This is a genomic window from Bacillus sp. PS196 (assembly GCF_037963555.1).
GTDB classification, from domain to species: Bacteria; Bacillota; Bacilli; order Bacillales; family Bacillaceae; genus Bacillus; species Bacillus subtilis.
Genome location: NZ_CP150159.1, coordinates 2,605,832 through 2,628,066, shown reverse-complemented (window position 1 = coordinate 2,628,066; position 22,235 = coordinate 2,605,832). Strand labels below are relative to the sequence as shown.

Annotated in this window: 24 protein-coding genes and 7 pseudogenes; 21 read left to right on the top strand and 10 right to left on the bottom strand. The window is 37.8% G+C overall.

Going from position 1 to position 22,235, the window contains the following annotated elements; translation table 11 throughout:
• The first annotated feature begins 280 nt into the window (after positions 1 to 280).
• Positions 281 to 1,585: a hemolysin family protein gene (locus tag NST79_RS13735; RefSeq protein ID WP_212059447.1), complete on the top strand. Its 1,305-nt coding sequence runs from the start codon at positions 281 to 283 to the stop codon at positions 1,583 to 1,585.
• A gap of 152 nt (positions 1,586 to 1,737) precedes the next feature.
• On the opposite strand, the gene bltD is transcribed toward NST79_RS13735, so the two are convergent.
• A complete protein-coding gene (bltD, locus tag NST79_RS13730; protein ID WP_041850101.1) occupies positions 1,738 to 2,196 on the bottom strand; it encodes a spermine/spermidine acetyltransferase in 459 nt (152 codons plus the stop codon).
• A gap of 168 nt (positions 2,197 to 2,364) precedes the next feature.
• Positions 2,365 to 3,567, bottom strand: a complete 1,203-nt coding sequence (gene blt, locus NST79_RS13725) for an MFS transporter (RefSeq protein ID WP_212059449.1) — start codon at positions 3,565 to 3,567, stop codon at positions 2,365 to 2,367.
• A 116-nt stretch (positions 3,568 to 3,683) separates the two neighbouring features.
• Between blt and bltR the strand changes: the two genes are divergently transcribed.
• From bltR to NST79_RS13655, 14 genes and pseudogenes are all read left to right on the top strand, one after another.
• The gene (gene bltR, locus NST79_RS13720; protein ID WP_212059451.1) at positions 3,684 to 4,505 is read left to right on the top strand and encodes a GyrI-like domain-containing protein; all 822 of its coding nucleotides are present in this window, start codon (positions 3,684 to 3,686) and stop codon (positions 4,503 to 4,505) included.
• Between the two features lie 64 nt (positions 4,506 to 4,569).
• Positions 4,570 to 4,701: pseudogene (locus NST79_RS13715) on the top strand (hypothetical protein); the annotation flags it as partial.
• Positions 4,679 to 4,822, top strand: coding sequence for a hypothetical protein (locus tag NST79_RS13710; protein WP_076458315.1), 144 nt, complete (start codon positions 4,679 to 4,681; stop codon positions 4,820 to 4,822). The pseudogene NST79_RS13715 and the gene NST79_RS13710, both read left to right, overlap by 23 nt.
• Positions 4,823 to 5,047: 225 nt before the next feature.
• A complete protein-coding gene (locus tag NST79_RS13705) occupies positions 5,048 to 5,608 on the top strand; it encodes a cupin domain-containing protein (RefSeq protein WP_212059453.1) in 561 nt (186 codons plus the stop codon).
• A gap of 383 nt (positions 5,609 to 5,991) precedes the next feature.
• Positions 5,992 to 6,304 (top strand): annotated as a pseudogene (locus NST79_RS13700) (sulfurtransferase).
• A 21-nt stretch (positions 6,305 to 6,325) separates the two neighbouring features.
• Positions 6,326 to 6,586: a metal-sensitive transcriptional regulator gene (locus tag NST79_RS13695; RefSeq protein ID WP_003237170.1), complete on the top strand. Its 261-nt coding sequence runs from the start codon at positions 6,326 to 6,328 to the stop codon at positions 6,584 to 6,586.
• 147 nt (positions 6,587 to 6,733) lie between these two features.
• The gene (locus NST79_RS13690) at positions 6,734 to 7,216 is read left to right on the top strand and encodes a DsrE/DsrF/DrsH-like family protein (protein ID WP_024572226.1); all 483 of its coding nucleotides are present in this window, start codon (positions 6,734 to 6,736) and stop codon (positions 7,214 to 7,216) included.
• Between the two features lie 185 nt (positions 7,217 to 7,401).
• Complete coding sequence (locus NST79_RS13685; protein ID WP_110109440.1) at positions 7,402 to 7,959, top strand: sulfurtransferase TusA family protein; 558 nt, start codon at positions 7,402 to 7,404, stop codon at positions 7,957 to 7,959.
• Positions 7,960 to 7,979: 20 nt separating this feature from the next.
• Positions 7,980 to 8,265, top strand: a pseudogene (locus NST79_RS13680) (DsrE/DsrF/DrsH-like family protein).
• A gap of 29 nt (positions 8,266 to 8,294) precedes the next feature.
• Positions 8,295 to 9,429 (top strand): annotated as a pseudogene (locus tag NST79_RS13675) (MBL fold metallo-hydrolase).
• A gap of 33 nt (positions 9,430 to 9,462) precedes the next feature.
• Positions 9,463 to 9,690 (top strand): sulfurtransferase TusA family protein, encoded by a 228-nt coding sequence (locus NST79_RS13670; protein ID WP_069322778.1) that lies wholly within the window; start codon positions 9,463 to 9,465, stop codon positions 9,688 to 9,690.
• A gap of 59 nt (positions 9,691 to 9,749) precedes the next feature.
• Positions 9,750 to 10,526, top strand: a complete 777-nt coding sequence (locus NST79_RS13665) for a sulfite exporter TauE/SafE family protein (protein WP_212059456.1) — start codon at positions 9,750 to 9,752, stop codon at positions 10,524 to 10,526.
• A 582-nt stretch (positions 10,527 to 11,108) separates the two neighbouring features.
• Positions 11,109 to 11,585, top strand: a complete 477-nt coding sequence (locus NST79_RS13660; protein ID WP_004398792.1) for an HXXEE domain-containing protein — start codon at positions 11,109 to 11,111, stop codon at positions 11,583 to 11,585.
• 243 nt (positions 11,586 to 11,828) lie between these two features.
• Positions 11,829 to 12,353, top strand: coding sequence for an NAD(P)H-dependent oxidoreductase (locus NST79_RS13655; protein ID WP_003246192.1), 525 nt, complete (start codon positions 11,829 to 11,831; stop codon positions 12,351 to 12,353).
• A 489-nt stretch (positions 12,354 to 12,842) separates the two neighbouring features.
• On the opposite strand, the gene NST79_RS13650 is transcribed toward NST79_RS13655, so the two are convergent.
• The 3 genes from NST79_RS13650 to NST79_RS13640 form a co-directional block, all read right to left on the bottom strand.
• Complete coding sequence (locus tag NST79_RS13650) at positions 12,843 to 13,400, bottom strand: GNAT family N-acetyltransferase (protein WP_029318133.1); 558 nt, start codon at positions 13,398 to 13,400, stop codon at positions 12,843 to 12,845.
• A gap of 344 nt (positions 13,401 to 13,744) precedes the next feature.
• Positions 13,745 to 13,993 carry a hypothetical protein gene (locus tag NST79_RS13645; RefSeq protein WP_119123070.1) on the bottom strand — a complete coding sequence of 83 codons (249 nt, stop codon included), beginning with the start codon at positions 13,991 to 13,993 and terminating at the stop codon, positions 13,745 to 13,747.
• Positions 13,912 to 15,129 (bottom strand): DUF418 domain-containing protein, encoded by a 1,218-nt coding sequence (locus tag NST79_RS13640; RefSeq protein WP_003229894.1) that lies wholly within the window; start codon positions 15,127 to 15,129, stop codon positions 13,912 to 13,914. Before NST79_RS13640 ends, NST79_RS13645 begins: the two co-directional genes overlap by 82 nt.
• 267 nt (positions 15,130 to 15,396) lie before the next feature.
• On the opposite strand from NST79_RS13640, the gene yrkP reads away from it, so the two are divergent.
• The 5 genes and pseudogenes from yrkP to NST79_RS13615 all read left to right on the top strand — a co-directional run.
• Positions 15,397 to 16,092, top strand: a complete 696-nt coding sequence (gene yrkP / locus NST79_RS13635; RefSeq protein ID WP_003229895.1) for a two-component response regulator YrkP — start codon at positions 15,397 to 15,399, stop codon at positions 16,090 to 16,092.
• Complete coding sequence (yrkQ, locus tag NST79_RS13630; protein WP_003246194.1) at positions 16,079 to 17,377, top strand: two-component system sensor histidine kinase YrkQ; 1,299 nt, start codon at positions 16,079 to 16,081, stop codon at positions 17,375 to 17,377. Before yrkP ends, yrkQ begins: the two co-directional genes overlap by 14 nt.
• Before the next feature lie 45 nt (positions 17,378 to 17,422).
• Positions 17,423 to 17,839: a phosphate-starvation-inducible protein PsiE gene (psiE, locus tag NST79_RS13625; protein WP_003246154.1), complete on the top strand. Its 417-nt coding sequence runs from the start codon at positions 17,423 to 17,425 to the stop codon at positions 17,837 to 17,839.
• 543 nt (positions 17,840 to 18,382) lie between these two features.
• Entirely contained in the window at positions 18,383 to 18,547 is a 165-nt protein-coding gene (locus NST79_RS13620; protein ID WP_080265388.1) for a hypothetical protein, read from the top strand.
• Positions 18,490 to 18,690 (top strand): annotated as a pseudogene (locus NST79_RS13615) (recombinase family protein); the annotation flags it as partial. The gene NST79_RS13620 and the pseudogene NST79_RS13615, both read left to right, overlap by 58 nt.
• On the opposite strand, the gene NST79_RS13610 reads toward NST79_RS13615, so the two are convergent.
• The 3 genes and pseudogenes from NST79_RS13610 to NST79_RS13600 form a co-directional block, all read right to left on the bottom strand.
• Positions 18,656 to 18,772, bottom strand: a complete 117-nt coding sequence (locus NST79_RS13610) for a hypothetical protein (protein WP_003229898.1) — start codon at positions 18,770 to 18,772, stop codon at positions 18,656 to 18,658. The pseudogene NST79_RS13615 and the gene NST79_RS13610 overlap by 35 nt on opposite strands.
• A pseudogene (locus NST79_RS13605) lies at positions 18,772 to 19,164 on the bottom strand (sigma-70 family RNA polymerase sigma factor); the annotation flags it as partial. The gene NST79_RS13610 and the pseudogene NST79_RS13605, both read right to left, overlap by 1 nt.
• Before the next feature lie 5 nt (positions 19,165 to 19,169).
• Positions 19,170 to 19,689, bottom strand: a pseudogene (locus NST79_RS13600) (ImmA/IrrE family metallo-endopeptidase).
• 264 nt (positions 19,690 to 19,953) lie between these two features.
• On the opposite strand from NST79_RS13600, the gene NST79_RS13595 reads away from it, so the two are divergent.
• Positions 19,954 to 20,490 (top strand): AAA family ATPase, encoded by a 537-nt coding sequence (locus tag NST79_RS13595; protein ID WP_029318119.1) that lies wholly within the window; start codon positions 19,954 to 19,956, stop codon positions 20,488 to 20,490.
• A 195-nt stretch (positions 20,491 to 20,685) separates the two neighbouring features.
• On the opposite strand, the gene NST79_RS13590 is transcribed toward NST79_RS13595, so the two are convergent.
• On the bottom strand, positions 20,686 to 21,228 hold the full coding sequence (locus tag NST79_RS13590) for a PadR family transcriptional regulator (RefSeq protein ID WP_029318118.1): 543 nt from the start codon (positions 21,226 to 21,228) through the stop codon (positions 20,686 to 20,688).
• Entirely contained in the window at positions 21,225 to 22,067 is an 843-nt protein-coding gene (locus NST79_RS13585) for a sialate O-acetylesterase (protein ID WP_212059458.1), read from the bottom strand. The genes NST79_RS13590 and NST79_RS13585 overlap by 4 nt, the downstream gene beginning before the upstream one ends.
• Positions 22,068 to 22,235: the final 168 nt, after the last annotated feature.

Here is a 22,235-nt window from a genome sequence, read left to right as displayed (position 1 = left end):
TCAAGACGGTTGGATATTATTGAAACACACCAGAAAATTCAGGTGTGTTTTTATTTTGCTTTCTTTTTTAAGCCTTAAAACGTCACCAATCGCTAGTTGAATACTATGGGAACCACTCTCCATACGGAAAAAGATGATTATTTACATCATTCAGAGTTGATTTTAGGTTCTTTTGAACTTATAATGTTATATATACTGTTTTTTGTTTATTCAGAAAAAACGGGTTATAAAAATAAATATTTATATCGGAGGTGTACGCCTTACTAGGTAAGGCAAATCATTGACAACCATTAACCTTATAATCTTTACTATTTTAATTGTCTTAACAGCATTTTTTGTTGCGACTGAATTTGCGATAGTAAAGATCAGGTCATCAAAAATTGACCAACTCATATTAGAGGGAAAAAAAGGTGCCATATCAGCCAAAAAGGTCATTACTCATTTGGACGAATATTTGTCAGCTTGTCAATTAGGGATCACGGTTACAGCGTTGGGAATTGGCTGGGTCGGAGAATCGACTTTTGAAGTGATTTTGCACCCCTTATTTGCTCATTTTCATGTAAGTGAAACAGTCTCACATGTATTGATCTTAGTGATTGCTTTTGTGATGGCGACTTTTTTGCACGTTGTAGTTGGAGAGCTTGCTCCTAAAACACTCGCTATCCAAAAAGCGGAAACCATCACTCTTTTGACTGCAAAGCCAATTATTTGGTTTTACCGCATCCTGTTCCCTTTTATATGGTTTTTAAATGGTTCAGCCCGGTTTATAGTAGGACTCTTCGGTTTGAAACCTGCATCAGAACATGAACTTGCTCATTCTGAAGAAGAACTGCGCATCTTACTGTCTGAAAGCTATAAGAGCGGTGAAATCAATCAAAATGAGTTGAAATATGTAAATAATATTTTTGAATTTGATGAAAGAATCGCCAAAGAAATTATGATTCCGAGAAGAGAGATCGTAGCGATTTCTAGTGAGGATTCTTATGAAACTATTGTTAAGACCATTAAGACAGAGAGCTATACAAGGTACCCCGTCCTAAATGGAGATAAAGATTCAATCATTGGTTTTATCAATGCTAAAGAATTTTTGTCAGCTTATATTGACACAGACCAGAAGATAAAAGAGGATTTCAAGTTAGAAAATCATATCAACCCTGTTATCCATGTTATTGAATCCGTTCCAATTCATGATGTATTGGTAAAAATGCAAAAAGAGCGAACACATATCGCTATTCTTGTGGATGAATATGGCGGCACTTCAGGTTTAGTCACTGCTGAAGATATTCTTGAAGAAATTGTCGGGGAAATCAGAGATGAATTTGATAAAGATGAAGTGCCTAATATTAGAAAAGTAAATGATAATCACTATATCTTAGATTCGAAAGTGCTCATTGAAGATGTAAATGATTTATTGGGAACGACGTTAGCAAGTGACGAAGTGGATACAATAGGCGGCTGGTTTATGACTCAACAAATAGACGCTGCAGTTGGATCCGTTATAGAAGCCGATGGGTATATTTTTAAAGTGCACAAAACAGTTGGCCGGCATATTAATTATTTAGAAATTGTCCGGAAAAAAGAATAACATCTAGATAAAGCACATGAGATTTTGACTAGATGCTTAAAGCCTGAGATGAAATTTTCATCCAGGCTTTTTTAAACAATGATCTTGCAGTTTAAGTAGGTAATCATGATCGAAATTCAAACGTTTCTCAGCAAACAAGGAGGCTTGGATATCTATAGCTCTTTTACCATTACCTTCTCACCATTAAAGTCGAGTTCACCATTAAATCGAAAACCAAACCTTTGATAAAGGCGTATAGCATGAATATTATTTTCAAATATACTTAAATAAATTCTCTTGCATTTATATAGCTCTGCAAGGTGCTGAATGAGGGCTTTAAGCATTTTCTTCCCTAATCCTTTTCCCTGATAGCGTTCGTCAATAAAAAATCGGTCAAGCCAGACTCGTCCGTTTTTATTATCTTCATCATACTCGGGAAACAATCCATACATTGCAAAACCGACTAGATCTCCATCATAGTAAAGCCCGACAGGTTTATAATAGTGACATTCTTTTGCATCCTCTAAACATACTTTTGTAGATTCAATATATGATAATTGATTCTGGCTGACATGCAGATCAAGAATTGCAGCACGATTATCATCAGTTACTGCTTTTATGTTTATACTCATACTACATTCTCCTTTTTTCTTATCCCGGTATCCTGATATTGCTAAAACTCAGCTTAAACTATATTCACGTCAAGCAACATGTAGCCTATCAAATTAAGTACCTTTTCTTATTGTGCCTAACCAGAGGCATTCCCTGCATCCAAATGACTTGACTTTATAGAGGCTGAATTAATTCAAAGCTGTAGCATCATTCTTTTTTTCTTTCCAAACCATTGTAAGACCAAGGCCGACAATCATAACGAAACCTGCAAAAAGGAAAGGATAATGAATGTTAAGATCAAATAGTATACCGCCTAGAGCAGGTCCAAATATATTTCCCAGGCTGGTGTATGTGGAGTTCATGCCTGCTACGAAACCCTGCTGGTTACCGGCCATATTGGATAAATGAGCGGTTAAGGCCGGACGTAGCAAATCGAACGCCAGAAAAATAAAACAAGTTACAAGCAAAACAGTTAAAAATCCTGACATAACAGTAGACACGAAAGCCAAGATCGCACCGGTTATTAAGCACAGCTGAATCATTCTTTTCTCTCCAAGTTTGTTGACCAATTTCCCGAAAAGTAAAACTTGAATAACTACCGCAACAATGGAGCTAATCGTAATAATGGCTGCAATATCTTTTGGTGTGAAGCCAAATTTATGATCAGAAAACAAGCTGAATACCGTTTCATAAGCTGATAAACCAAAAGCCATTACAAAGACGATAATAAATGCAATGAAATAGACAGGATGAATGGATCTCTTCAAGTCTTTAATGAAATTTGATTCCTTTGTATGAGATGAGAGTTGATGGCGTTCTTCTATCGACAATGACTCTTTTAGTATAAAAACAGAAGTGACAGCTGCTATTAACGCGATGGCGGAGGCGAAGAAAAACGGCATGCGGATGCCAAAGCCGGCAATAAATCCTCCCGCACCAGGCCCAATAATAAAGCCTGTGCTAATTGCAGCAGAAACATACCCCATAGCCTTTGACCTTTCCTTTAGGGTTGTAATATCAGCTACATATGCTGTTACCGCGGGCATGATAAAAGCCGCACTTACACCACCCAATATCCTCGAGAAATAAAATATTGAAACATGGGTCCCTAATCCGAAAATCAACTCAGATAAACTGAATATAAGCAACCCGAGAATAATCATTTTTTTTCTCCCGAAACGGTCAACCCACCTACCTGCAAAAGGTGAAGTAATTAACTGAGAAATGGCAAAAGCCGCAACAAGATAACCCATTGTGCTGCCGGATAAATGCATGATTTTCATAAAAGAAGGCATAACTGGAATGATTAAACCGATACCAAGAAATGCTACGAAGATGTTGCTTAATAGTATAATGAATATCGTTTTTTGCTCATTTATTGATTTTTTCATCTGAATTCCCCTTTTACTCAATTGAACCCTTTTTACCTATCCTTTTCGCTTGACGCTTTTTTCAAGTACAATCAAATCATAAGGTATATGGTTACCGTATAGTCAAGGAGGTTTTTATGAGCGAAGATGTTAAGAAGTATTTCACAACAGGGGAGTTTTCGAAGCTCTGCCGTGTAAAAAAACAAACCTTATTTCATTATGATGAGATTGGTCTTTTCTCGCCGGAAATAAAAAAAGAAAATGGGTATAGATATTATTCCTATCATCAATTTGAGATTTTTCAAGTCATCAGTCTATTTAAAGAGCTTGGGGTTCCATTAAAAGAAATAAAGTGTCTAATAAAAGGAAAAACACCAGACAAGATCCTGCATGTTCTAAAAGAAAAGTCTATTGAGATTGATAAAAAAATAAATGAGCTTAAGCAGTTGCAAATGATCTTACAAACAAAAGTGACGCTTACAGAACAAGCACTTGAGACTGATTTTTCCTCAATTTCTTTTGAATATTTAAATGAAGAAACATTCATGTTAAGCCGAAAAACATTAAACTTACCGGAACGAAAATATGTGGCAGCCATTTCAGAACTCATTCATGAAGTTCAGCAATATGAATTAGATGAAGGATATCCGATAGGCGGAATCTTTGCACGGGAACAAATCTTAGAAAAAGACTTCTACAATTACAGTTACTTTTATATAAAAGTAAAAGATGGGGCAGAGAACATAAATTATCATGTACGACCAAAAGGCCTGTATGCAGTTGGATATGAAATAGGCGGAAATACTGAAGAGGCGTACCGGAGAATCATTGAGTTAATTGAAAGAAATGGAATGCAAATAGGGGAAAATGCATATGAGGAATATATGCTGGATGAGATGGTAGTTGACGGGTATGAAAATACATATGCAAAAATCCTCCTTCAAGTTAAAGAGGTGTAAGATTACGAGATTTTCATATGGGAAAATTGTTTCTGTTGTGTGCCCAAAAAGAATATAAACTGGTTTACTAAAAGCGAGCCCACATACAGGAGACGGTACAAACGGCACTGGGAACCGCAAGTCTATCGGCGTTGAAATATGCTATAACGATTCAGGAGGCGCTAAATACTACGCTGCTGAAAAGCTGGCCATCAAGGCGCATCCAAAGAGATAAATCTAAAAGAGCTGGGATAGGGGGGACAAACAACAGAATTCCGTATACTCTGTTGTTGTGCTATGTAAATGTTCAAAAGCCATTTAGGATCGTCGACTTTTGATAATCCATCATATAAAGGTGTCATTCGATGTCATGTTAACAAAGGCTAGTGAAATTCAACATCCAGAAAACGATTACAAGGTCGGTGATAAATTATTCATCCATGAATCAAACGGTGATCGAACATTCATTTTTGTGTTTAATATGAGTTTTCTTGATTTAGCACACTCCCTTAATAAATGCATAGGATACTATCACAAAAATTTATAATTGCGGGGATCAAAAAATGTACTATAACCCTTTTTCGCCTCAATGTTATTATTATGTGACTGTGCCGATGTATAATGATGGAAGATCTGTTTATTGGACTATTCCAAATGAGATGGAGAACGTACACAGAGGTGCCGATTTGCGCTCTTCATATGAAGATAGAAACCTTCTTTTGAGGGATTATGGACCAAAACCATTTGTTGTAAATATCAATAGAGCCACAAAACAAAACAATACGTTCCGTACTGCTTTATGGACAGGAAAGCATTTTCAAGTTACTTTGATGAGTATTGGTATTGGAGAAGACATTGGTTTGGAAATCCATCCTAACGTTGACCAGTTCTTACGGATTGAGCAGGGGCGTGGGATCGTCAAAATGGGAAAGAGTAAAGATCATTTGAACTTTCAAAGAAATGTCTATGATGATTCTGCCATTGTTGTCCCTGCCGGCACTTGGCACAACGTAATTAATACAGGAAATACGCCATTAAAACTTTACTCCATTTATGCTCCTCCTAACCATCCATTTGGTACAGTTCATAAAACCAAAGCAGATGCAGTGGCTGCGGAAGATTAGCACAGATATTCTGCAGAATTCTAGAATAATTAAAGTCACATTCAGCATGAAACATGGGGAACCAGTACCATGCTAATGAAACCCCATTTAATATCCAAGCAGCGTGTCTTGTGCTAATTTTAAGTAATTGATAAATAAAGCCGATTTAAAATTAAATCGGCTTATTGCTTTATTCGAGTTCCTTTTAGCAGAATTGGCATTATCGAATGTAAGTATTTTTTCAATCCGCGGATATCGAAATGAATCTATCAGCTCAAAGAAAGTAACTTTCACACTTGACTATATACCTATGGGGGTATATTATTGTTTTGTGAATAACAAAGAGTTAATAAGGTGGTGTAAGTAGTATCAATTATTTAGTTATTGCATTCCTGCTTATTTTTGTGATTATCATTGCAACGTATAGACGTTATTATCCTATAACCGGAATCTCTTGTATCCATAAAGATAAATTAGAGGCTATGGACATCACAATATTAGATATTCGTCATTATAACGATGTACCCAATTTTTCGGATAATATTATTTTAAACATCCCATATGCGTATCTAAAACGTTTTTATTTAGAGATTCCACGTGATAAAATACACATAATAGCTCGTGACCGGGTGGAATTAAATTTAGGAGTGCGTTTTCTAAAGCGCAAAGGTATCCATGTAAACAGTTATGAACTGGCAGCATTGTAAAAATAAATGAAAGAAAGGATTTCATTGATATATGGAGTATGATCAAAAGATTAAAAACCGCTTACGACGGATTGAAGGACAAATTAAAGGTGTATTGACTATGATGGAACAAGGAAAAGATTGTAGAGAGGTTGTGACCCAATTAGCAGCTTCCCGTAATGCGATCGATCGAGCGATGGGTTTAATTGTGAGCACAAACCTTGAACATTGTGTTCGTGAAAGTTTAGAAAAAGGCGAAGACACACAAAATTTAGTAAAAGAAGCAGTCGACTTATTGGTAAAGAGCCGATAAAAATTCATCAACCTAAGGTTGACGAATTTTTATATGCGTTATATTATACCCCCTATGGTATTTAAAGAGTTGAATAAAAGCAGATCTTTCGAAAAAAATTTTTTGACTTCAATATACCCATGGGGGTAATTAGTTAGGAGAATCAACATGACAGAACAAACAAAACGCACAACAATTGTTTTATTTAGCGGGGATTATGATAAAGCAATGGCAGCCTATATTATTGCAAATGGTGCAGCTGCCTACGATCATGAAGTGACGATCTTCCATACTTTTTGGGGATTAAACGCTTTACGTAAAGAAGAGCTGATTCCAGTGAAAAAAGGATTTCTTGAAAAAATGTTTGGAAAGATGATGCCTCGTGGTGCTGATAAGATGGGTTTATCTAAAATGAACTTTGCAGGTATGGGCCCTAAAATGATTAAAAATGTGATGAAAAAGCATAATGCACTTACATTACCTCAGTTGATTGAGATGGCTCAAGAACAGGGGGTAAAGCTCGTAGCTTGTACGATGACAATGGATCTTCTTGGTTTACAGGAAAAAGAACTATTAGATGATATTGACTATGCTGGTGTAGCAGCTTATTTGGCAGATGCTGAGGAAGGCAGTGTCAACTTATTTATCTAATGTTACTCATTTACTCATTGCTAAGCGGAAGGAGAAGTTTAAAGGGAAGTAAAAATATTGAAGAAACAAGGATTTAAAAAGATCACAAATATAAAAGGGGCATGAATACATGGTATTAACTTCTAGTGAGAAACTTTTTGTATATTTATATACCCCCACCCCTATATGAGAAAAGGAGGAAAAAAATGATGAAAGCAACTATTGTACTAGACGCTAAAGGTTTGGCGTGTCCAATGCCTATCGTAAAAACGAAGAAGAGAATGAAGGATTTAAAAGCTGGTGAAGTATTGGAAATTCATGCGACAGATAAAGGTTCTACAGCAGATCTGGAAGCATGGGCAAAAAGTACAGGCCATGAATATCTAGGTACTGAAGCAGAGGGAGAAATACTTCGTCATTTTCTTCGAAAAGGAGGAGAGCATTCATCAGAAAATGCATCTTCAATTCCTGAGATTTCATTAGAAGCTTTCAAACAGAAAGTAGATAGTGACGAGTCTCTTAACATTTTAGATGTTCGAGAGATAGAGGAATATGAAAAAGCTCATATCCCTGGAGTTGTGCATATCCCTCTTGGTGAAGTGGAAAAGCGCTCTGACGAATTAAACAAAAATGATGAAATTTATATTATCTGCCATTCGGGAAGAAGGAGTGAAATGGCGGCCCGCACCATGAAGAAACAAGGTTTTAAAAAGGTTATTAATGTTGTCCCCGGTATGCGGGATTGGACAGGTAAAACCGAATAAATAAAAAGCATGATGAACAGATGAGTACAAGAGTAGCGATTATTGCGGCAAATGGCGGTCTGTTTGATGCTTATAAAGTCTGTAATATTGCGACAAGGAAAAGAACATGTCGCAGAAGGTTGTAAGAAAGCAAATGTGCCTTCTATTCCTAAACTGATTGAAATGGGAGTTGCATGATTTGGTTGTCAAATAACGATGGACGTTATGGGTTTAACAAAAGATGATTTTATGGAAGGAATCGAAGTAGGCGGGGCTGTTACCTTTTTAGATTTTACTAAAGATGCTGATGTATCCTTAACATTTTAGTCCCGCTAAAAGATTCGATATAGGAGGTATTGAAACATGACCGTAAAGGCAATGACCCCAAAAGAAGTCACACAAAAAATCTTTAACAAAGAACCTTTATTTATTTTGGATGTGCGTAATGAAAATGATTTTAACGATTGGAAGATTGAAGGACATGACTTTGACCATTTAAATATACCGTATTTCGATCTTTTAGATGGCGTAGAAGATATCTTGGAGAAAATTCCTTCTGATAAAGAAGTGCTGGTCGTTTGTGCAAAAGAAGGTTCATCCGTCATGGTATCCGAAATGCTATCTGAAGCAGGTCATTCTGTATCCTATCTTAAGGGTGGAATGAAAGCATGGAGCGAACATTTAGAGCCGGTAAAAGTCGGGGATTTAAAAGATGGCGGTGAGATGTATCAGTTTGTTCGAATCGGTAAAGGCTGCCTGTCATACATGGTCATTTCCAATGGTGAAGCAGCAATTATTGATGCGACACGTATGGTAGATTTCTTTATGGATTTTGCGAAGGAGAAGAGTGCAACGATTACTCACGTATTTGATACACATCTTCACGCGGACCATATTTCAGGCGGCAGAGTCATTGCTGAAAAAACAAAAGCAACCTACTGGTTACCGCCTAAAGATGCTGAAGAAGTGGTATTCGATTATCAGCCGTTGGAAGAAGGAAACGACATGATCATTGGAAATACAACGATTAAAATTCAACCGATTTATTCTCCGGGGCACACGATTGGGTCCACTTCTTTCATTGTCGATGATCTGTATCTTCTTTCAGGTGATATTTTGTTTATTGATTCAATTGGCAGACCAGACTTAGCCGGTATGGCAGAAGATTGGGTAGGAGATTTAAGAAAAACGCTTTATAGCCGTTACAAAGCGTTATCAAAGGATTTAATTGTATTACCAGCACACTTTACGATCATTGACGAGCTAAATGAGGATGGAAGTGTTGGTAAAAAACTAAGTACATTATTTAGCGAGAACCATGGTTTGAACATTGCGGATGAAACAGAATTTAGACACCTAGTAACAGATCATTTGCCTCCGCAACCAAATGCATACCAAGAGATTCGAGAAACAAACATGGGGAAAATCAGCCCAGATGAAGAAAAACAGCGTGAAATGGAGATTGGTCCAAACCGCTGTGCAATACGGTAACACAAGTTTCTATTAAAAAGAGGAGAGATGAACATGAAATCAGATAAAGTATTAGACGCAAAAGGCCTGGCATGCCCAATGCCAATCGTCAGGACAAAAAAAGCGATGGATGAACTGGAATCAGGTCAAATATTAGAAGTGCATGCAACAGATAAGGGAGCTAAAAGTGATCTTGCAGCTTGGTCTAAATCAGGCGGGCATGACCTTTTAGAGCAAACTGATGAAGGTGATGTATTGAAATTCTGGATTAAAAAAGGCTAATAATGTGAAAGGGTATCGAATAAAAAGATACCCTTTTCCTTTGAAAGGAGGAAACCAAAGTGGATATTGCCTTTATCACAACTCTTTTCATTATAGGGTTTATTGGTGCCTTTATTTCCGGAATGATTGGTATTGGCGGAGCAGTTATTAATTATCCAATGCTATTGTACATTCCTTCTTTAGTGGGAGTGATGTCATTAACTGCCCATGAAGTTTCAGGGATAGGGGCTATTCAAGTTTTCTTTGCGACACTCGGCGGTGTTTGGGCTTATCGTAAGAGTGGTCTTCTAAATAAAGCATTAATTATTTACATGGGAAGCAGCATCCTTTTAGGGAGTGTATTGGGGAGTTACTTTTCTCATTACATATCTGAAAAAGGAATTAACTTTATATACGGAATTCTGGCTATTTTAGCAGTTATTTTAATGTTGATACCTAAAAAAGGACAAGAACATAGCGAAGATAAGGAAGTGATATTTAATAAATGGTTGGCTTCTTCCTTAGCGTTTATCATTGGTGGCGTATCAGGTATTTTAGGAGCTGGCGGCGCCTTTATCCTAGTCCCCATTATGTTATCGATTTTAAATATTCCTGTTAGAGTCACAGTCGCTTCATCTCTTGCGATTACATTTCTTTCATCCATTGGCGCAACAGTTGGAAAAGTAATCACGGGCCAGGTTCTTTTTGTACCAGCGCTGGTTCTTATGATTGCTAGTTTAATTGCATCTCCTATTGGCGCATCAGTTGGGCAAAAAGTAAATACAAAATTCCTGCAATGGGTTTTAGCGCAATTAATAGGTGCGACAGCTATTAAAATTTGGTTAGAGCTCCTTTGATATGAGCCAGCGGGTAAAATGAAAGATTAAAAGATTCATCACTCGTTGGTTTCTTATTAATGTTATGACACTTGGCCGCGTTCAATAAATGTTTCAAGTGTTTGATGAAATTCATTTTGATAATGGTGACTTGGACAAGTCTTGACTATAGTACCATGAAATGCATTTGACTTAGTGGTGTCCAGTGTTGTTTTGCATTAAGACAGCATTCATAAAATAAAAGAGACCATAACTTAATCTTTGATCACCTTTTTTAAAACATTTTAATCCTGATTGGTTTAAGGGGTATGGTATGTGATGGGTATAATGAGTCAATATAAATTATGTCTATTTTGTGCCCAAAATAAATAGAGGGACTCGAACTAAAAAAGAGGATGCCAAACTATATAGGTATCTTTGTTTGCTTTAGAGTTATTATATTTGAATATGACATGCCACGTAACAACACGTTATTGCACATATAATTAAGAAGCAACTACTAAGGCAGATTCTTCTCTCTTTTAACACCATATCCAATCAGCCTCAAATGTAATATAATGTTGCCAAACCATATTGGTTGTGGCACCGAGGAGGAAATGATAGGTGGTTTATTTCGTAGCATTTTTTTGTTTTGCTATTACACTTCATAATATTGAGGAAGCTATTTGGTTACCTGAGTGGTCACAACAATCTTCAAAGTTTCAAAAGCCAGTAACTTCAAATGAATTTCATTTTGCTGTCATTGTTATAACTATGTTGGCTTATTTATCTGCATTTGGTTTTTTATATATGCCAGAATCAGATATTGCAAAATGGATTTTCATTGGCTTTCTAGGTTCTATGGTTATCAACGCTATTTTTCCACATCTTATCGCAACTGTTGTAATGAAAAAGTATGCACCTGGACTTCTTACGGGCTTATTGCTTAACATTCCAGTAAACTCATTAGTTATTTATCAAATGTTTTTAAAGAATTTGATTGTATGGAAGGAGTTAATAATATCTACGTTGGTTGTAGGAATTATTTTATTAGCACTTATTCCATTATTATTTAAAGTTGGTGATAAAGTATCTCCTTAATGAGTTTAAATTGGTAAGGATTGAGGGAAAAGGTGGAAATTTTCTAAATAATGGATTATTCTGTATATCGGATTTCTACAAAACAATGTCTTAAGTCATCATTGATTTTGGTGCCCAATTAGTTGCCCTGAATTCATGAAAAAGGATAAAATAGGTGTAAATAAAGTTGCTATTTTAAAATTAGAATCAATTCATTATCGTAAAAAATAATAACTAATTGGCAAAGAAAGGATAATCAGTCTAATGAAAACATTAGTTATCGTTATACATCCTAATTTGGAAACGTCTGTTGTCAACAAAACCTGGATGAATCGTTTAAAGCAAGAGAAAGACATTACGGTTCATGACCTGTACGGTGAATACCCTAATTTTATCATTGATGTAGAAAAAGAGCAGCAGCTCCTGTTAGATCATGAGCGTATCGTTTTTCAGTTCCCAATGTATTGGTACAGCAGTCCCGCGTTACTCAAACAATGGGAAGATGATGTGTTAACACATGGCTGGGCTTATGGAACTGGAGGAACTAAATTGCATGGAAAAGAACTACTCTTAGCTATCTCCTTAGGCGCACAGGAATCTGATTATCAAGCAGGCGGAGAATATAATATCACGATCAGCGAGCTTATCAGACCGTTTCAAGTCACTGCTAACTATATAGGAATGCGTTTTCTTCCTGCGTTTACACAATATGGGACACTTCATCTTTCAAAAGAAGATGTTAAGAACAGTGCGGAGAGATTGGTTGACTATCTTAAAGCCGAGCATTAATCCGGTATTCGCGAGGGAAGCTGAAACAAATGATGTGTTATGAAATAAGGGTTTGTGACAGATTTTCATAAACTTAATTTCAAAGTTACATCAAATACTTAATTCAGGGGGGGCATAGTGCGAGGGCTTAAAATTAATTAAAGCAGGGCAATGAGTACGGATTTCTTAATGAAATGTAGAGTTCCTTGGCCTCTAATAGGTACCCGATTTGTGTCCAGAATTCTGAAAAATGATGAAAATAAGTATAAATAAAATAAACATATGCTTTGAATAAAAGCTTTTGTAACTCATGATATGTTTTTACTATGTTGAGGGACTAGTGGGCGTGGTATATGTCAGAAAAGAAACCGATGATTCAAAGGTGTTTTGACCCCTGTTTATGAGACAGGGATCAAAACACCTTTTAAACATCATTATTACCTTCCTCTGATAATGAAATATAAAAAAGTTACCAGCAACTCTCTGCGGCATCTCGCCGTGTTCAATTGTTTAGTCCTTTTTTTTCATAATCTTTACAAATCTGAAAAAGTCATCATCATTCAGTAGGGGCTTGTCATCTTCACGTCCATTGCGATGCATATGCGGATCAGAGTGATGTTCATTGTAGAACTCTACGATATGAAATCCACACTTATTCACATAGAAGTTGATATTTCGCTTTTCGAAATAAGGTGTCACGGTTTCCCAAAGCACAGTATCCGGATACTGTGCTTCAATGGCTTTCCAAGCAGAAAGACCAATCCCTTGGCTGTGATATTCTGGAGATACATAGAATAAATCTAGCGAATTATGATTTGTTTGGCTGTTGATACGTACTACTGCACCACCGACATTCTTACCATCCTGAAGAATATGATATACCACTGCTCCGGGAGCATTGAAAGACTCCTGAACATCATTGTCCGATGGAATCGGCCCATCTTCGCAATCACCGAACGTTTCAATCACGGCGATCGCAAAGGCTTCTTGTAATTTTTTTTGGAATTCTGGCAGATCAGATTCCTTTGCTAGTTCCAGAATAACTTTTGGTTCATTTTTAGTTTTCATGATTGTTCACTCCCTCAGTTGCTAAAATATAGAGTTCAGTCGTTCAGTAAAACATTCGAGCTGCTCTGCGAGGCCTTTTCACAAAAAAGTGATTCCATCGCTCTTTCTTCCGCGGTAAATTTGGCGTTAAAATACTTCAAAAGCTTTCTCCTGTCTTTTTGTATGATTCTTTTTCTTTGTTTCATTGGAAAACAAGCTGCATGTAACCCTAATTTACTATTGTTCACTACCGTATTAAGTGTCGTATGCGGGATTTGTCATCATTCTCGAATTTTTCCTGCGAAAAGTTACAAAAATAGTCGAATGAGGCGCCTTTGACTATGAACATGCGTAAAAGATTCAATTTAGATTCGATCATGAGCAATGCACATTGAGTAAACTCTGGTGGATTTATTAGCCCAAAGAAGCCTAAATGATATAAAAATAACTAGTCCATATATCAAATCTGTCCGTTTAATGCCCGCTTCATTCAACAACACTAATTTGAAGTCATGCAATCTGTGCAAGGGGGTTATTTCTGAATAGATTTTTCCGAATGCAGCGGAGTTGCTTTGGGACTCCCGTTTACTTTGCCGTACGTCAGCTTGCGCCATACTAATTCCATCGGACCGTACCTAAACCGTTTCAACCACAATGTACTAAAGCTCATAAGAACGAAGTACACGGCCAGACTGAACATGAACGTGCCGGCGGATTGAATATGATCCGCAAGCCCGAATCCGTACCTGAGGAACAGAACTGTTCCAATGATAGAGTGAAGCAGATAACAGGTCAATGACATCCGTCCGACTTTGGTGAATATCATCATAGGGCCTCGCAGCTGAGGAAGGTATAGAAACAGCATTGCAAAAGTGCTCATATAAAACATACTTCCGGTTAAGCCGCCATTTTGACCCAAGACAGAGGAAATGTCCTTCCACAGCATATTCTCAGAAAGATTAAACATGTCTAGTAATATACTGCTTTGTGTTATTAGAAAAGCGATTGTGCTAATGATCCAGATACGCTTCCATATAGGCTTTTTCGCTTCCATGTCTTTGAAAAATTCCATCTTAACAAAGTACACGCCCAGCAGAAACATGAGAAACATGGAATAGATCATAGAGAAAGAGCCGGCAGCCATCGTGACCATATCTGTCCACCGAGTGCTGATGGATTCCATGTAGGTAAGGCTGCTGTGGCTAAACAAAGTAAACTCTGAAAAATTCGGGTTTTTTGACCCTGCAGTATTGATGACATTGTACAACATTGTGAAAACAGGAGTCAGGAATTGAAACACGATAAGTGCGATAATCCATCTAAGCACCGTTTTGGCCGTGCGTTTATAGAAGGCGAGTAACAGGAAGCCACTTACGGCGTAAAAGGCCAATATGTCACCGACCCAAACAAATGTGATGTGCAAAATGCCAAATCCCAACAGGATAGATAACCTGCGGGCAAACAGCTTGTTGGGACTCTCTACCTTCTGCGCGGCTCGATCCATAAAGATCATAAACCCGACTCCGAACAGGAAGGAGAATAACGTAACGAATTTCCCTTCGGCAAACCAGGAAACCAGCTTATGCAGTACGTCATCGGAGGCCATTTCGAATCCCTTTACTGAATCTACGATCAGAAAATAATTGACAATAATAATGCCAAGCAAGGCAAATCCTCGTACGATGTCCAGAAAATGAACCCGTTCCCGCAGACTCACCGGTTGCCCGCGTCCTTCTTTTTGTACAATCATATCAATACTCCTTTCCCATTTATCACGGCAATGTGTAGTGCGGATCTGAAAAACTTGAGCCTTACAATGGATAAATATAAAGACCGAATCTTAACAATTTATGAAGAGTCATCATTTTTTTTAGAAAATGTGACAAATTTGTGGCGAGCATCAGCTTTCATAAATTGTTAAGATTTACGTAGTATCTTATAACGTACTTATTACTATGAACGATATATAGTAAGGACACACGAGAAATAACAACAAGAATCATGAGGTGAGAGAGACATGGCCTATCGAATATTAGTCGTAGAGGATGATGAGGATATTGGTGATCTTTTGGAGGAATCCCTTACACGTGCAGGTTACGAGGTGCTAAGAGCCAAGGATGGAAAGCGAGCATTGCAACTTGTGAATGACTCGCTTGATTTGGTTATTTTGGATATTATGATGCCAGGCATTTCGGGAATTGAAACATGTCAGCACATCAGGAAATCCTCTAACGTCCCGATTCTGTTTCTGACGGCCAGATCGAGTACACTCGATAAAACTGAGGGATTACTCGCCGGCGGCGATGATTATATGACTAAACCATTCTCGGAAGAGGAACTTCACGCTAGAGTGATTGCTCAATTACGCAGATATACTATCTATCAGGAAAAGAAGGAACAGGAAGAAACATTTCTTATCGGGGGCAAACTAAGAGTGAGCGAAGAATTTAATGAGGTGTGGAAAGAGGAGAAGCAAATCAAGTTGTCAGATCTGGAGTATCGTATCCTGAAACTTCTGATGAACAAACGCAACAAAATATTTTCTGCCCAAAATATATATGAGAGTGTGTGGGGACAGCCTTACTTTTACTGTTCCAACAATACGGTGATGGTGCATATACGGAAGCTGCGCTCCAAAATTGAGGATGATCCGGCACGTCCGGTTTATATAAAAACTGAATGGGGAAGAGGATATCGATTTGGCGCATCTTAAATTTACGCTAACCAAAAAACTGGCTTTGCTGATAATGGTTGCTGCGATTGTGAGTGGTGTGATCTTTCTGACGTTGCAAAAGATCACAGATGATCTGATCGAGGGATATCTGAGTTCGGAAGAGTATTATCACGAGGAGTCAGCAAGATACATTCAAAAATTCAGCAAGTACGTTTCAGAAAATGAGTTGTCTACATCAGATAGAAAAGCGTTTGGCGAGTGGGTCAAAAAAGAAAATTACATTAACCTCACCATATTCAAGGATCAGGAGCTGCAATATGATTCTATTTATTCCGAATCGGATTATGGAAAGGAAAAGCTGACTCAGTACGCTCAAAATCATTCACATCCTGTCAAGTTTAGCGATGGTGAAGGACGAGTCATTATCGACGGTTTCTACTCTTCCCGATATTATGATCTGGCCTTTGCATTGGATTTGCTCGGGGCAACCCTCATCTTTTTAATCATTGTTCTCTTCGGAATTCGCCAAAGTCTTCGCTACCTTAAAACGATTCATCAAGAGATTCATATTCTTGAAGGGGGCGAACTGGACTACGAGATGACGATAAAAGGGCATGATGAATTAGCGATGATTGCAAAGAGCATTGAGGATCTGCGGAAAGCTTTCCTGGATAAACTTAAAGCTATCGAGGAATTGCAAGCTGAGAGCCGCAGCCTGGTTACCGAAATGTCGCACGATATGCGCACACCGCTGACGTCGCTGATCATGAATCTGGAGTTTGCCAAAAAAGAGGGAGGCGAAGCGGGTGCCAGCAAAGATCGGTATGTAGCCAATGCTTATGGTAAAGCACTGCAATTAAAAAGCTTGTCTGACAATCTGTTTGCGTATTTCCTGCTGAACAAGGAATATGAGGCCGATCTGGAGACCGTTGCAGTGAAAGAAGTGATCTACGATCTAATATCAGATCAGATTGCTATCCTTCATCAGGAGCATTTTCGGGTCCATATTTCAGGCGAGCTGCCGGAAACCTATATTAACGTGAATTTGGAGGAGCTTGGTCGTGTATTTGATAATGTGATGTCAAACTTATTGAAATACGCAGATCCGGAAGAAAAAATCAGTATCACGTTTGTATCGGATCAAGAGATATTTGAGATCCATGTTAGCAATACGATTAAACTTGCAGATATAACACCGGAAAGCAACGGACTCGGTGAAAGAAGCATTGCGCGAATGATGTCCCGCATGCAGGGACAGTTTCACAGTATACAAAAGAATTCTAAGTACTACATTGTGCTACGATTTTGGAACACCAAGATGTAGGCTGAGAATAAAAACCACGAATATATTGAAATAGGAGACAACATGATGAGATTTTCTAACAAATTCAAAAAGGTGCCTTACCTGTTACAAGCGCTTCTCAACGTCTGTCTGTTCTTTCTGGCGTTAGCCTTAAGCGCACTTCTGATCAGCGAGACTTGGTACATTGTGCTATTCGTATACAAGTCACTGTTCAACAAAGTGGACAGCTATTATGAGATGCTTGGAGAACTGCTTATATTCTTCATGTACTTTGAGTTCATTGCTTTGATTATCAAATACTTCAAATCAGACTTTCATTTTCCGCTTCGCTACTTCATTTATATTGGCATCACAGCTGTCATTCGTTTGATTATCATCGATCATGATCAGGCGATCTCAACGTTCTGGTGGGCGATGGCCATTCTTGCAATGATTTGTGGATTCTTTATTGCCAATAGACGAAATTCTGTTGTTGAACATTAATAAATTAGTTCGCATTATGCCGATACGCCGCCGAAATGTCCTAATTGTGAAAGGGAACTGGTACAGATTTTTATAACTCTATCTGTTTAATGTCAGCTCAGAAATCTGTAGTGGATCAAATTGAATCGTGGTTGTAAGTGGATATCCGAATGTATTTATTGGCTACTTTAACAGACATGTCCCGATGAAATAGCATTAACTGTTTGGAGATGAAAATCGCTTCTTTATTTCACAAGGAAGAGGTTAAAATTCTTAATAAATAAGATGAAAAAGTTAGGTTGGACGTTTATTGGGTTTTTGTAACCATTTTTTACCATAATTGATATAAACGTATAGAAATGATAACAAATGAATATATAGTGTGTAATGAAAATAAGCTTCATAACCAATGAGCTAGATTTACTATATTGAGGGCCTAGTGATATAGAAAACAGATCGATGGTACAAACCATCGGTTTTTTTATTTGTTTTCATACTCATTGAAAATCACCTCATTAGGACAAACAGGTATTACGCAGCATTACCCAAGGGGTGATGTATTTTATGAAGGTAATAATCATCGAGGGACTGCAAACTGACAAATGCATGAACGATTGCTATCATTATTTAATAAAACTTTATAGGAAGGAGATCCAGGGTGATAGCAATATATCGTGGAACAAGCGATCAAGGGATCGAGCATCGACAGCCAGATCGAGGCCTGTATAAAGAAAGCAGGGACTAAAGATGTACTGAAGTATACCGATCTAAGGATTTTCTCAGGAGAGCTTTTAGAACGTCCGGCTTTGAATGCCTGCGGGAGGATTATAAGTCAAGTTATTTGTTACGATCCTGCCTGTCTTTCTCGGAGAGCTTATCAGCGATGAAAAAAATGATTTTCATAACTCTTTCAAATAGAGAAAGCCGGAGTATGAGATCCGGCTTCTTCTGCATTATTTCCCCTTCGCCTTCTTCCGCTTTTCCTTCTCTGCCCGATAAAACTCATGAAACATCTTCATCAGCGCCCGTTTTTCAATCCGCGATACATAGCTGCGTGAGATACCGAGTTCTTTGGCAATCTCTCGCTGCGTTTTTTCCTTCTTCAAATCAAGTCCAAACCGCCCGACAATCACTTCCTTCTCACGGTCATCTAAAATGTCAATGTATTGTTTCACTTTTTCAAGCTCCATATTGAGCTGGATCGTATCTATCACGTCTTCGTTTTCTGATTTCAAAACGTCAATCAGGCTTATTTCATTCCCTTCCTTATCCTGCCCGATCGGATCGTGAAGGGAGACGTCTTTTTTTGTTTTTTTCAATGCGCGCAAATGCATGAGGATTTCATTATTCATTACAAAAGGGGGGTGCATAAATTTCCCATAACAGTTTGACTAAATAAATGTTGAGTCAGTTTCCTGTAATAAATGCTTAAACGTTTCTTAGCGAATGAAGGGGATACCTTAAATAGCCAAGCCACATTTTCAATTGCATGTGATTGTATGTACGAAAGATTAATATTACGCAACATGAAAGTTGGAATGCAAAAGTGATATGTAAAATAATTGGACTGCCACTCTAAATAATCTGTCCAAGTTGCAGGCATTGTTTTTTTTATCGCCTTCATGTCTATATATATGGCAAAATTCATGAGCGAAATCATACCATAGTTCAATTCGGCTTTTTCGGCTGTCCAAGCATATATTATAAATCCCGCTGTGTTTAAGTGCGAAGCTTGTAACAGGTTTAAACGACAGTCTGATGTCTAAAGCTTCGGCAATCCGTTCAAAATTAATTTGTTCAGGTTCTGTAATATCAATCTTTCTGTATAAGTTTTCAATCCAATCCTCTAAATGACTGTTTGTATACCTCAAGATGAAATACCTCCTTAAATACGACAATCTAAAAATTGGATTCGTTTAAATATTATAGGGAAATCAAGACTTTTTTCATAGGAAAATGCGTCTGAGGAGATGGAATATGAATCCGTTTAATAATGACTGTTTTCGTAAGTATGATGATTTTAACACGCATCTGGATTTCTCTAGAAAAGTAAAGGTCTTTAGGGATTTATGTCAAAATAATAGTAAGTACCTTATGCAACAGGGAGTTTGGTTGCTTAATAAGGAGGGGGAAGTATGAAAAAAAATATTCACATATTGGGAGCCTCTGGGGTCGGAACGTCAACATTGGGTGCTGCATTATCAAAGCATTTGCCTCATACGCATCTTGATACCGATGATTACTATTGGTTAAATAAATTCACTAAAAAAAGAGAAATTCCTGAAAGACGAAAGTTGCTTGAAAAAGACTTAACAATAAATGAGAAATGGATTCTTTCTGGTGCAGTGTGTGGCTGGGGCGATAATCTAAAAAGTTATTTTGACCTTGTCGTCTTCTTATGGATTCCACAAGATATACGGCTTGAGAGATTAAGGCATAGGGAATTTCAGCGTTATGGAAATGAAGTGTTAGCCGGTGGCAGTAAATATGAACAATCAAAAGCATTTTTAGAGTGGGCTTCTTTATATGATACTGCTGGAATGGAAGTTAGAAGTAGAGCTTTGCATGAACATTGGATGGCAGATTTATCTTGTCCAGTGTTAAAAATTGAAGGCGATTGCTCAGTCAACGAAAGAGTTCACCGCGTCTTGGATTATTTGAATTCTAATTAAACTAACGGCTAGCGATTGAAAAAGAAGAACACGGAGCTGATTCACTTGCTCTTGTTGGGGGCAAGTGCTGACAACCCTATTACTGGTTTAATTAAAGAAGGAGTATAAAACCTGTATAAAAGATGTTACTAAATATCTACGACACAGGTTTTATATGTAGGTAACTAATATTCTTATTTTTAACTTTGCATTTTTTTATTCTGCAATAGTCGATTCTATTTCTGCTTTCAATTTTTCGAACCACTCTAAGTTAACCAAGTGATGTGAACGGGAATTTTCGTTCATACGGCGAAAGTAATCGATTGTGCCGGGAATTTCTTGAGTGATGGACAGGTATTCATCAAGGAGCTCGATTCGAGCTTTAGTCTGATCGATTTGTGATTGGATCAGCTCCAGTAATTTATTTTTGTCGAATTCATCTGCAAAGAGTAACGCCCCATAAAATTGCAGGTTCACATATTCCGATTTGGCGCCGTATTTGATCATTAATTTTTCGAATTCTGCCCTTCCCGAATCTGTGACTTTGTAGTTACGGATTTCACGCCCGCTGGTTGAGGGTTTCTGCTCAATCTGTTCAATAAAACACTTTTCTTCAAGCTGCTGCAGATTGTAATAAAATGAACCTTTCGTGAAGTTAACAATGTATTTGTAATGACGCTTTTCCATTAAGGCCAGAAGTTCATAGCCGTGAGCTCCGGGGTTTTGGATTAGCAAGCCAAGGATAAGTAAGGGAATCATGGTTTCATCACCTTCGCCATCCGCGCCTCAAATTCCGCGTACGTGATTTTACCCGAAGCCAAATCCATACTATGAAGGTAAATCTGTTCTGTTTTAGAATAGTCACCATTCACTTTCAGCGATTGCTCCTCTCCCGAAATGGGTTTCAGGATATGGTGTTTTTTCGAAAAAGCCTCGAAATAGCGGTAACCGAATTTGCGTTGTGAAGCTGCGTCTAAATGAATGCCATCAGGATTCGCAGTCAAACCTGCTGCAGTAACAAAATAACAATTCTGTTTTTCATTAGCAAAACGCAGCAATTGTTCATTAACCTGTCGAAATTCAGTCGCGTGCTGTCCAAAACCGGTCTTTCCAAGAAAGTCACCAAGCCCTCCAATAATCAACGGTACCTCATCAAGTTCCAACTCGTTTCTTAGCGTCTCAATAATAAGAGTTAATTTCTCGTAATAAGTTTCATGTAGCGAACGATAACTGTCACTCTCACCTTGGTGCCAAAGGATTCCACAAATTTGACTGGACCGGAGGGCGAAGCCGGCTTCGGACAAAGCATGCTGAAAAAGGATGCCTTCCGGATGCCAGTCATTCAATGAACTGCCACCTTCGGCACAAGGGATCAAGCCAATTTCTTCATCAGGATGAGCTTTCGACCAAGCATCTGCAAAAGATGCCGCCAGGCCAACGCCGGAAACCGGACGGTCGTAATTAATCGGCTCTGTCATCATCTGCCACTGTCCATTGCGCAGCATTTTTATTTTTTCATTATAGATCGGGTCTACTTCATTCAAAAATCCACGGCCCGCCATATTCGACTGCCCCAACATTAAAAAAGACTTTATCATCTAATTTTTCACTTCTTTACATCAATATTTTAGTCTAATTAGACTATAGTCGATTCAGTTTGTCTTGTAAAGTTTTAATAAGGTTTTACTTTTATTATTAGTATGTATGAAAAACAAACTAACATTGAACATTTGGTGGATGTATTTGAGAAATAGCAAGTTCTTTTG

Excerpts from the sequence above, each read along its gene's own strand:
- NST79_RS13670 (WP_069322778.1), top strand. The coding sequence starts at position 9,463 with ATGAAATCAGATAAAGTATTAGACGCAAAAGGCCTGGCATGCCCAATG.
- psiE (WP_003246154.1), top strand. The coding sequence starts at position 17,423 with ATGAGATTTTCTAACAAATTCAAAAAGGTGCCTTACCTGTTACAAGCG.
- NST79_RS13685 (WP_110109440.1), top strand. The coding sequence starts at position 7,402 with ATGATGAAAGCAACTATTGTACTAGACGCTAAAGGTTTGGCGTGTCCA.
- yrkP (WP_003229895.1), top strand. The coding sequence starts at position 15,397 with ATGGCCTATCGAATATTAGTCGTAGAGGATGATGAGGATATTGGTGAT.
- NST79_RS13610 (WP_003229898.1), bottom strand. The coding sequence starts at position 18,772 with ATGCAGAAGAAGCCGGATCTCATACTCCGGCTTTCTCTATTTGAAAGA.
- NST79_RS13690 (WP_024572226.1), top strand. The coding sequence starts at position 6,734 with ATGACAGAACAAACAAAACGCACAACAATTGTTTTATTTAGCGGGGAT.
- NST79_RS13590 (WP_029318118.1), bottom strand. The coding sequence starts at position 21,228 with ATGATTCCCTTACTTATCCTTGGCTTGCTAATCCAAAACCCCGGAGCT.
- NST79_RS13620 (WP_080265388.1), top strand. The coding sequence starts at position 18,383 with ATGAAGGTAATAATCATCGAGGGACTGCAAACTGACAAATGCATGAAC.
- NST79_RS13705 (WP_212059453.1), top strand. The coding sequence starts at position 5,048 with ATGTACTATAACCCTTTTTCGCCTCAATGTTATTATTATGTGACTGTG.
- NST79_RS13650 (WP_029318133.1), bottom strand. The coding sequence starts at position 13,400 with ATGAAAACTAAAAATGAACCAAAAGTTATTCTGGAACTAGCAAAGGAA.
- bltR (WP_212059451.1), top strand. The coding sequence starts at position 3,684 with ATGAGCGAAGATGTTAAGAAGTATTTCACAACAGGGGAGTTTTCGAAG.
- NST79_RS13595 (WP_029318119.1), top strand. The coding sequence starts at position 19,954 with ATGAAAAAAAATATTCACATATTGGGAGCCTCTGGGGTCGGAACGTCA.
- NST79_RS13645 (WP_119123070.1), bottom strand. The coding sequence starts at position 13,993 with ATGGCGCAAGCTGACGTACGGCAAAGTAAACGGGAGTCCCAAAGCAAC.
- bltD (WP_041850101.1), bottom strand. The coding sequence starts at position 2,196 with ATGAGTATAAACATAAAAGCAGTAACTGATGATAATCGTGCTGCAATT.
- NST79_RS13585 (WP_212059458.1), bottom strand. The coding sequence starts at position 22,067 with ATGATAAAGTCTTTTTTAATGTTGGGGCAGTCGAATATGGCGGGCCGT.
- NST79_RS13640 (WP_003229894.1), bottom strand. The coding sequence starts at position 15,129 with ATGATTGTACAAAAAGAAGGACGCGGGCAACCGGTGAGTCTGCGGGAA.
- NST79_RS13655 (WP_003246192.1), top strand. The coding sequence starts at position 11,829 with ATGAAAACATTAGTTATCGTTATACATCCTAATTTGGAAACGTCTGTT.
- NST79_RS13695 (WP_003237170.1), top strand. The coding sequence starts at position 6,326 with ATGGAGTATGATCAAAAGATTAAAAACCGCTTACGACGGATTGAAGGA.
- blt (WP_212059449.1), bottom strand. The coding sequence starts at position 3,567 with ATGAAAAAATCAATAAATGAGCAAAAAACGATATTCATTATACTATTA.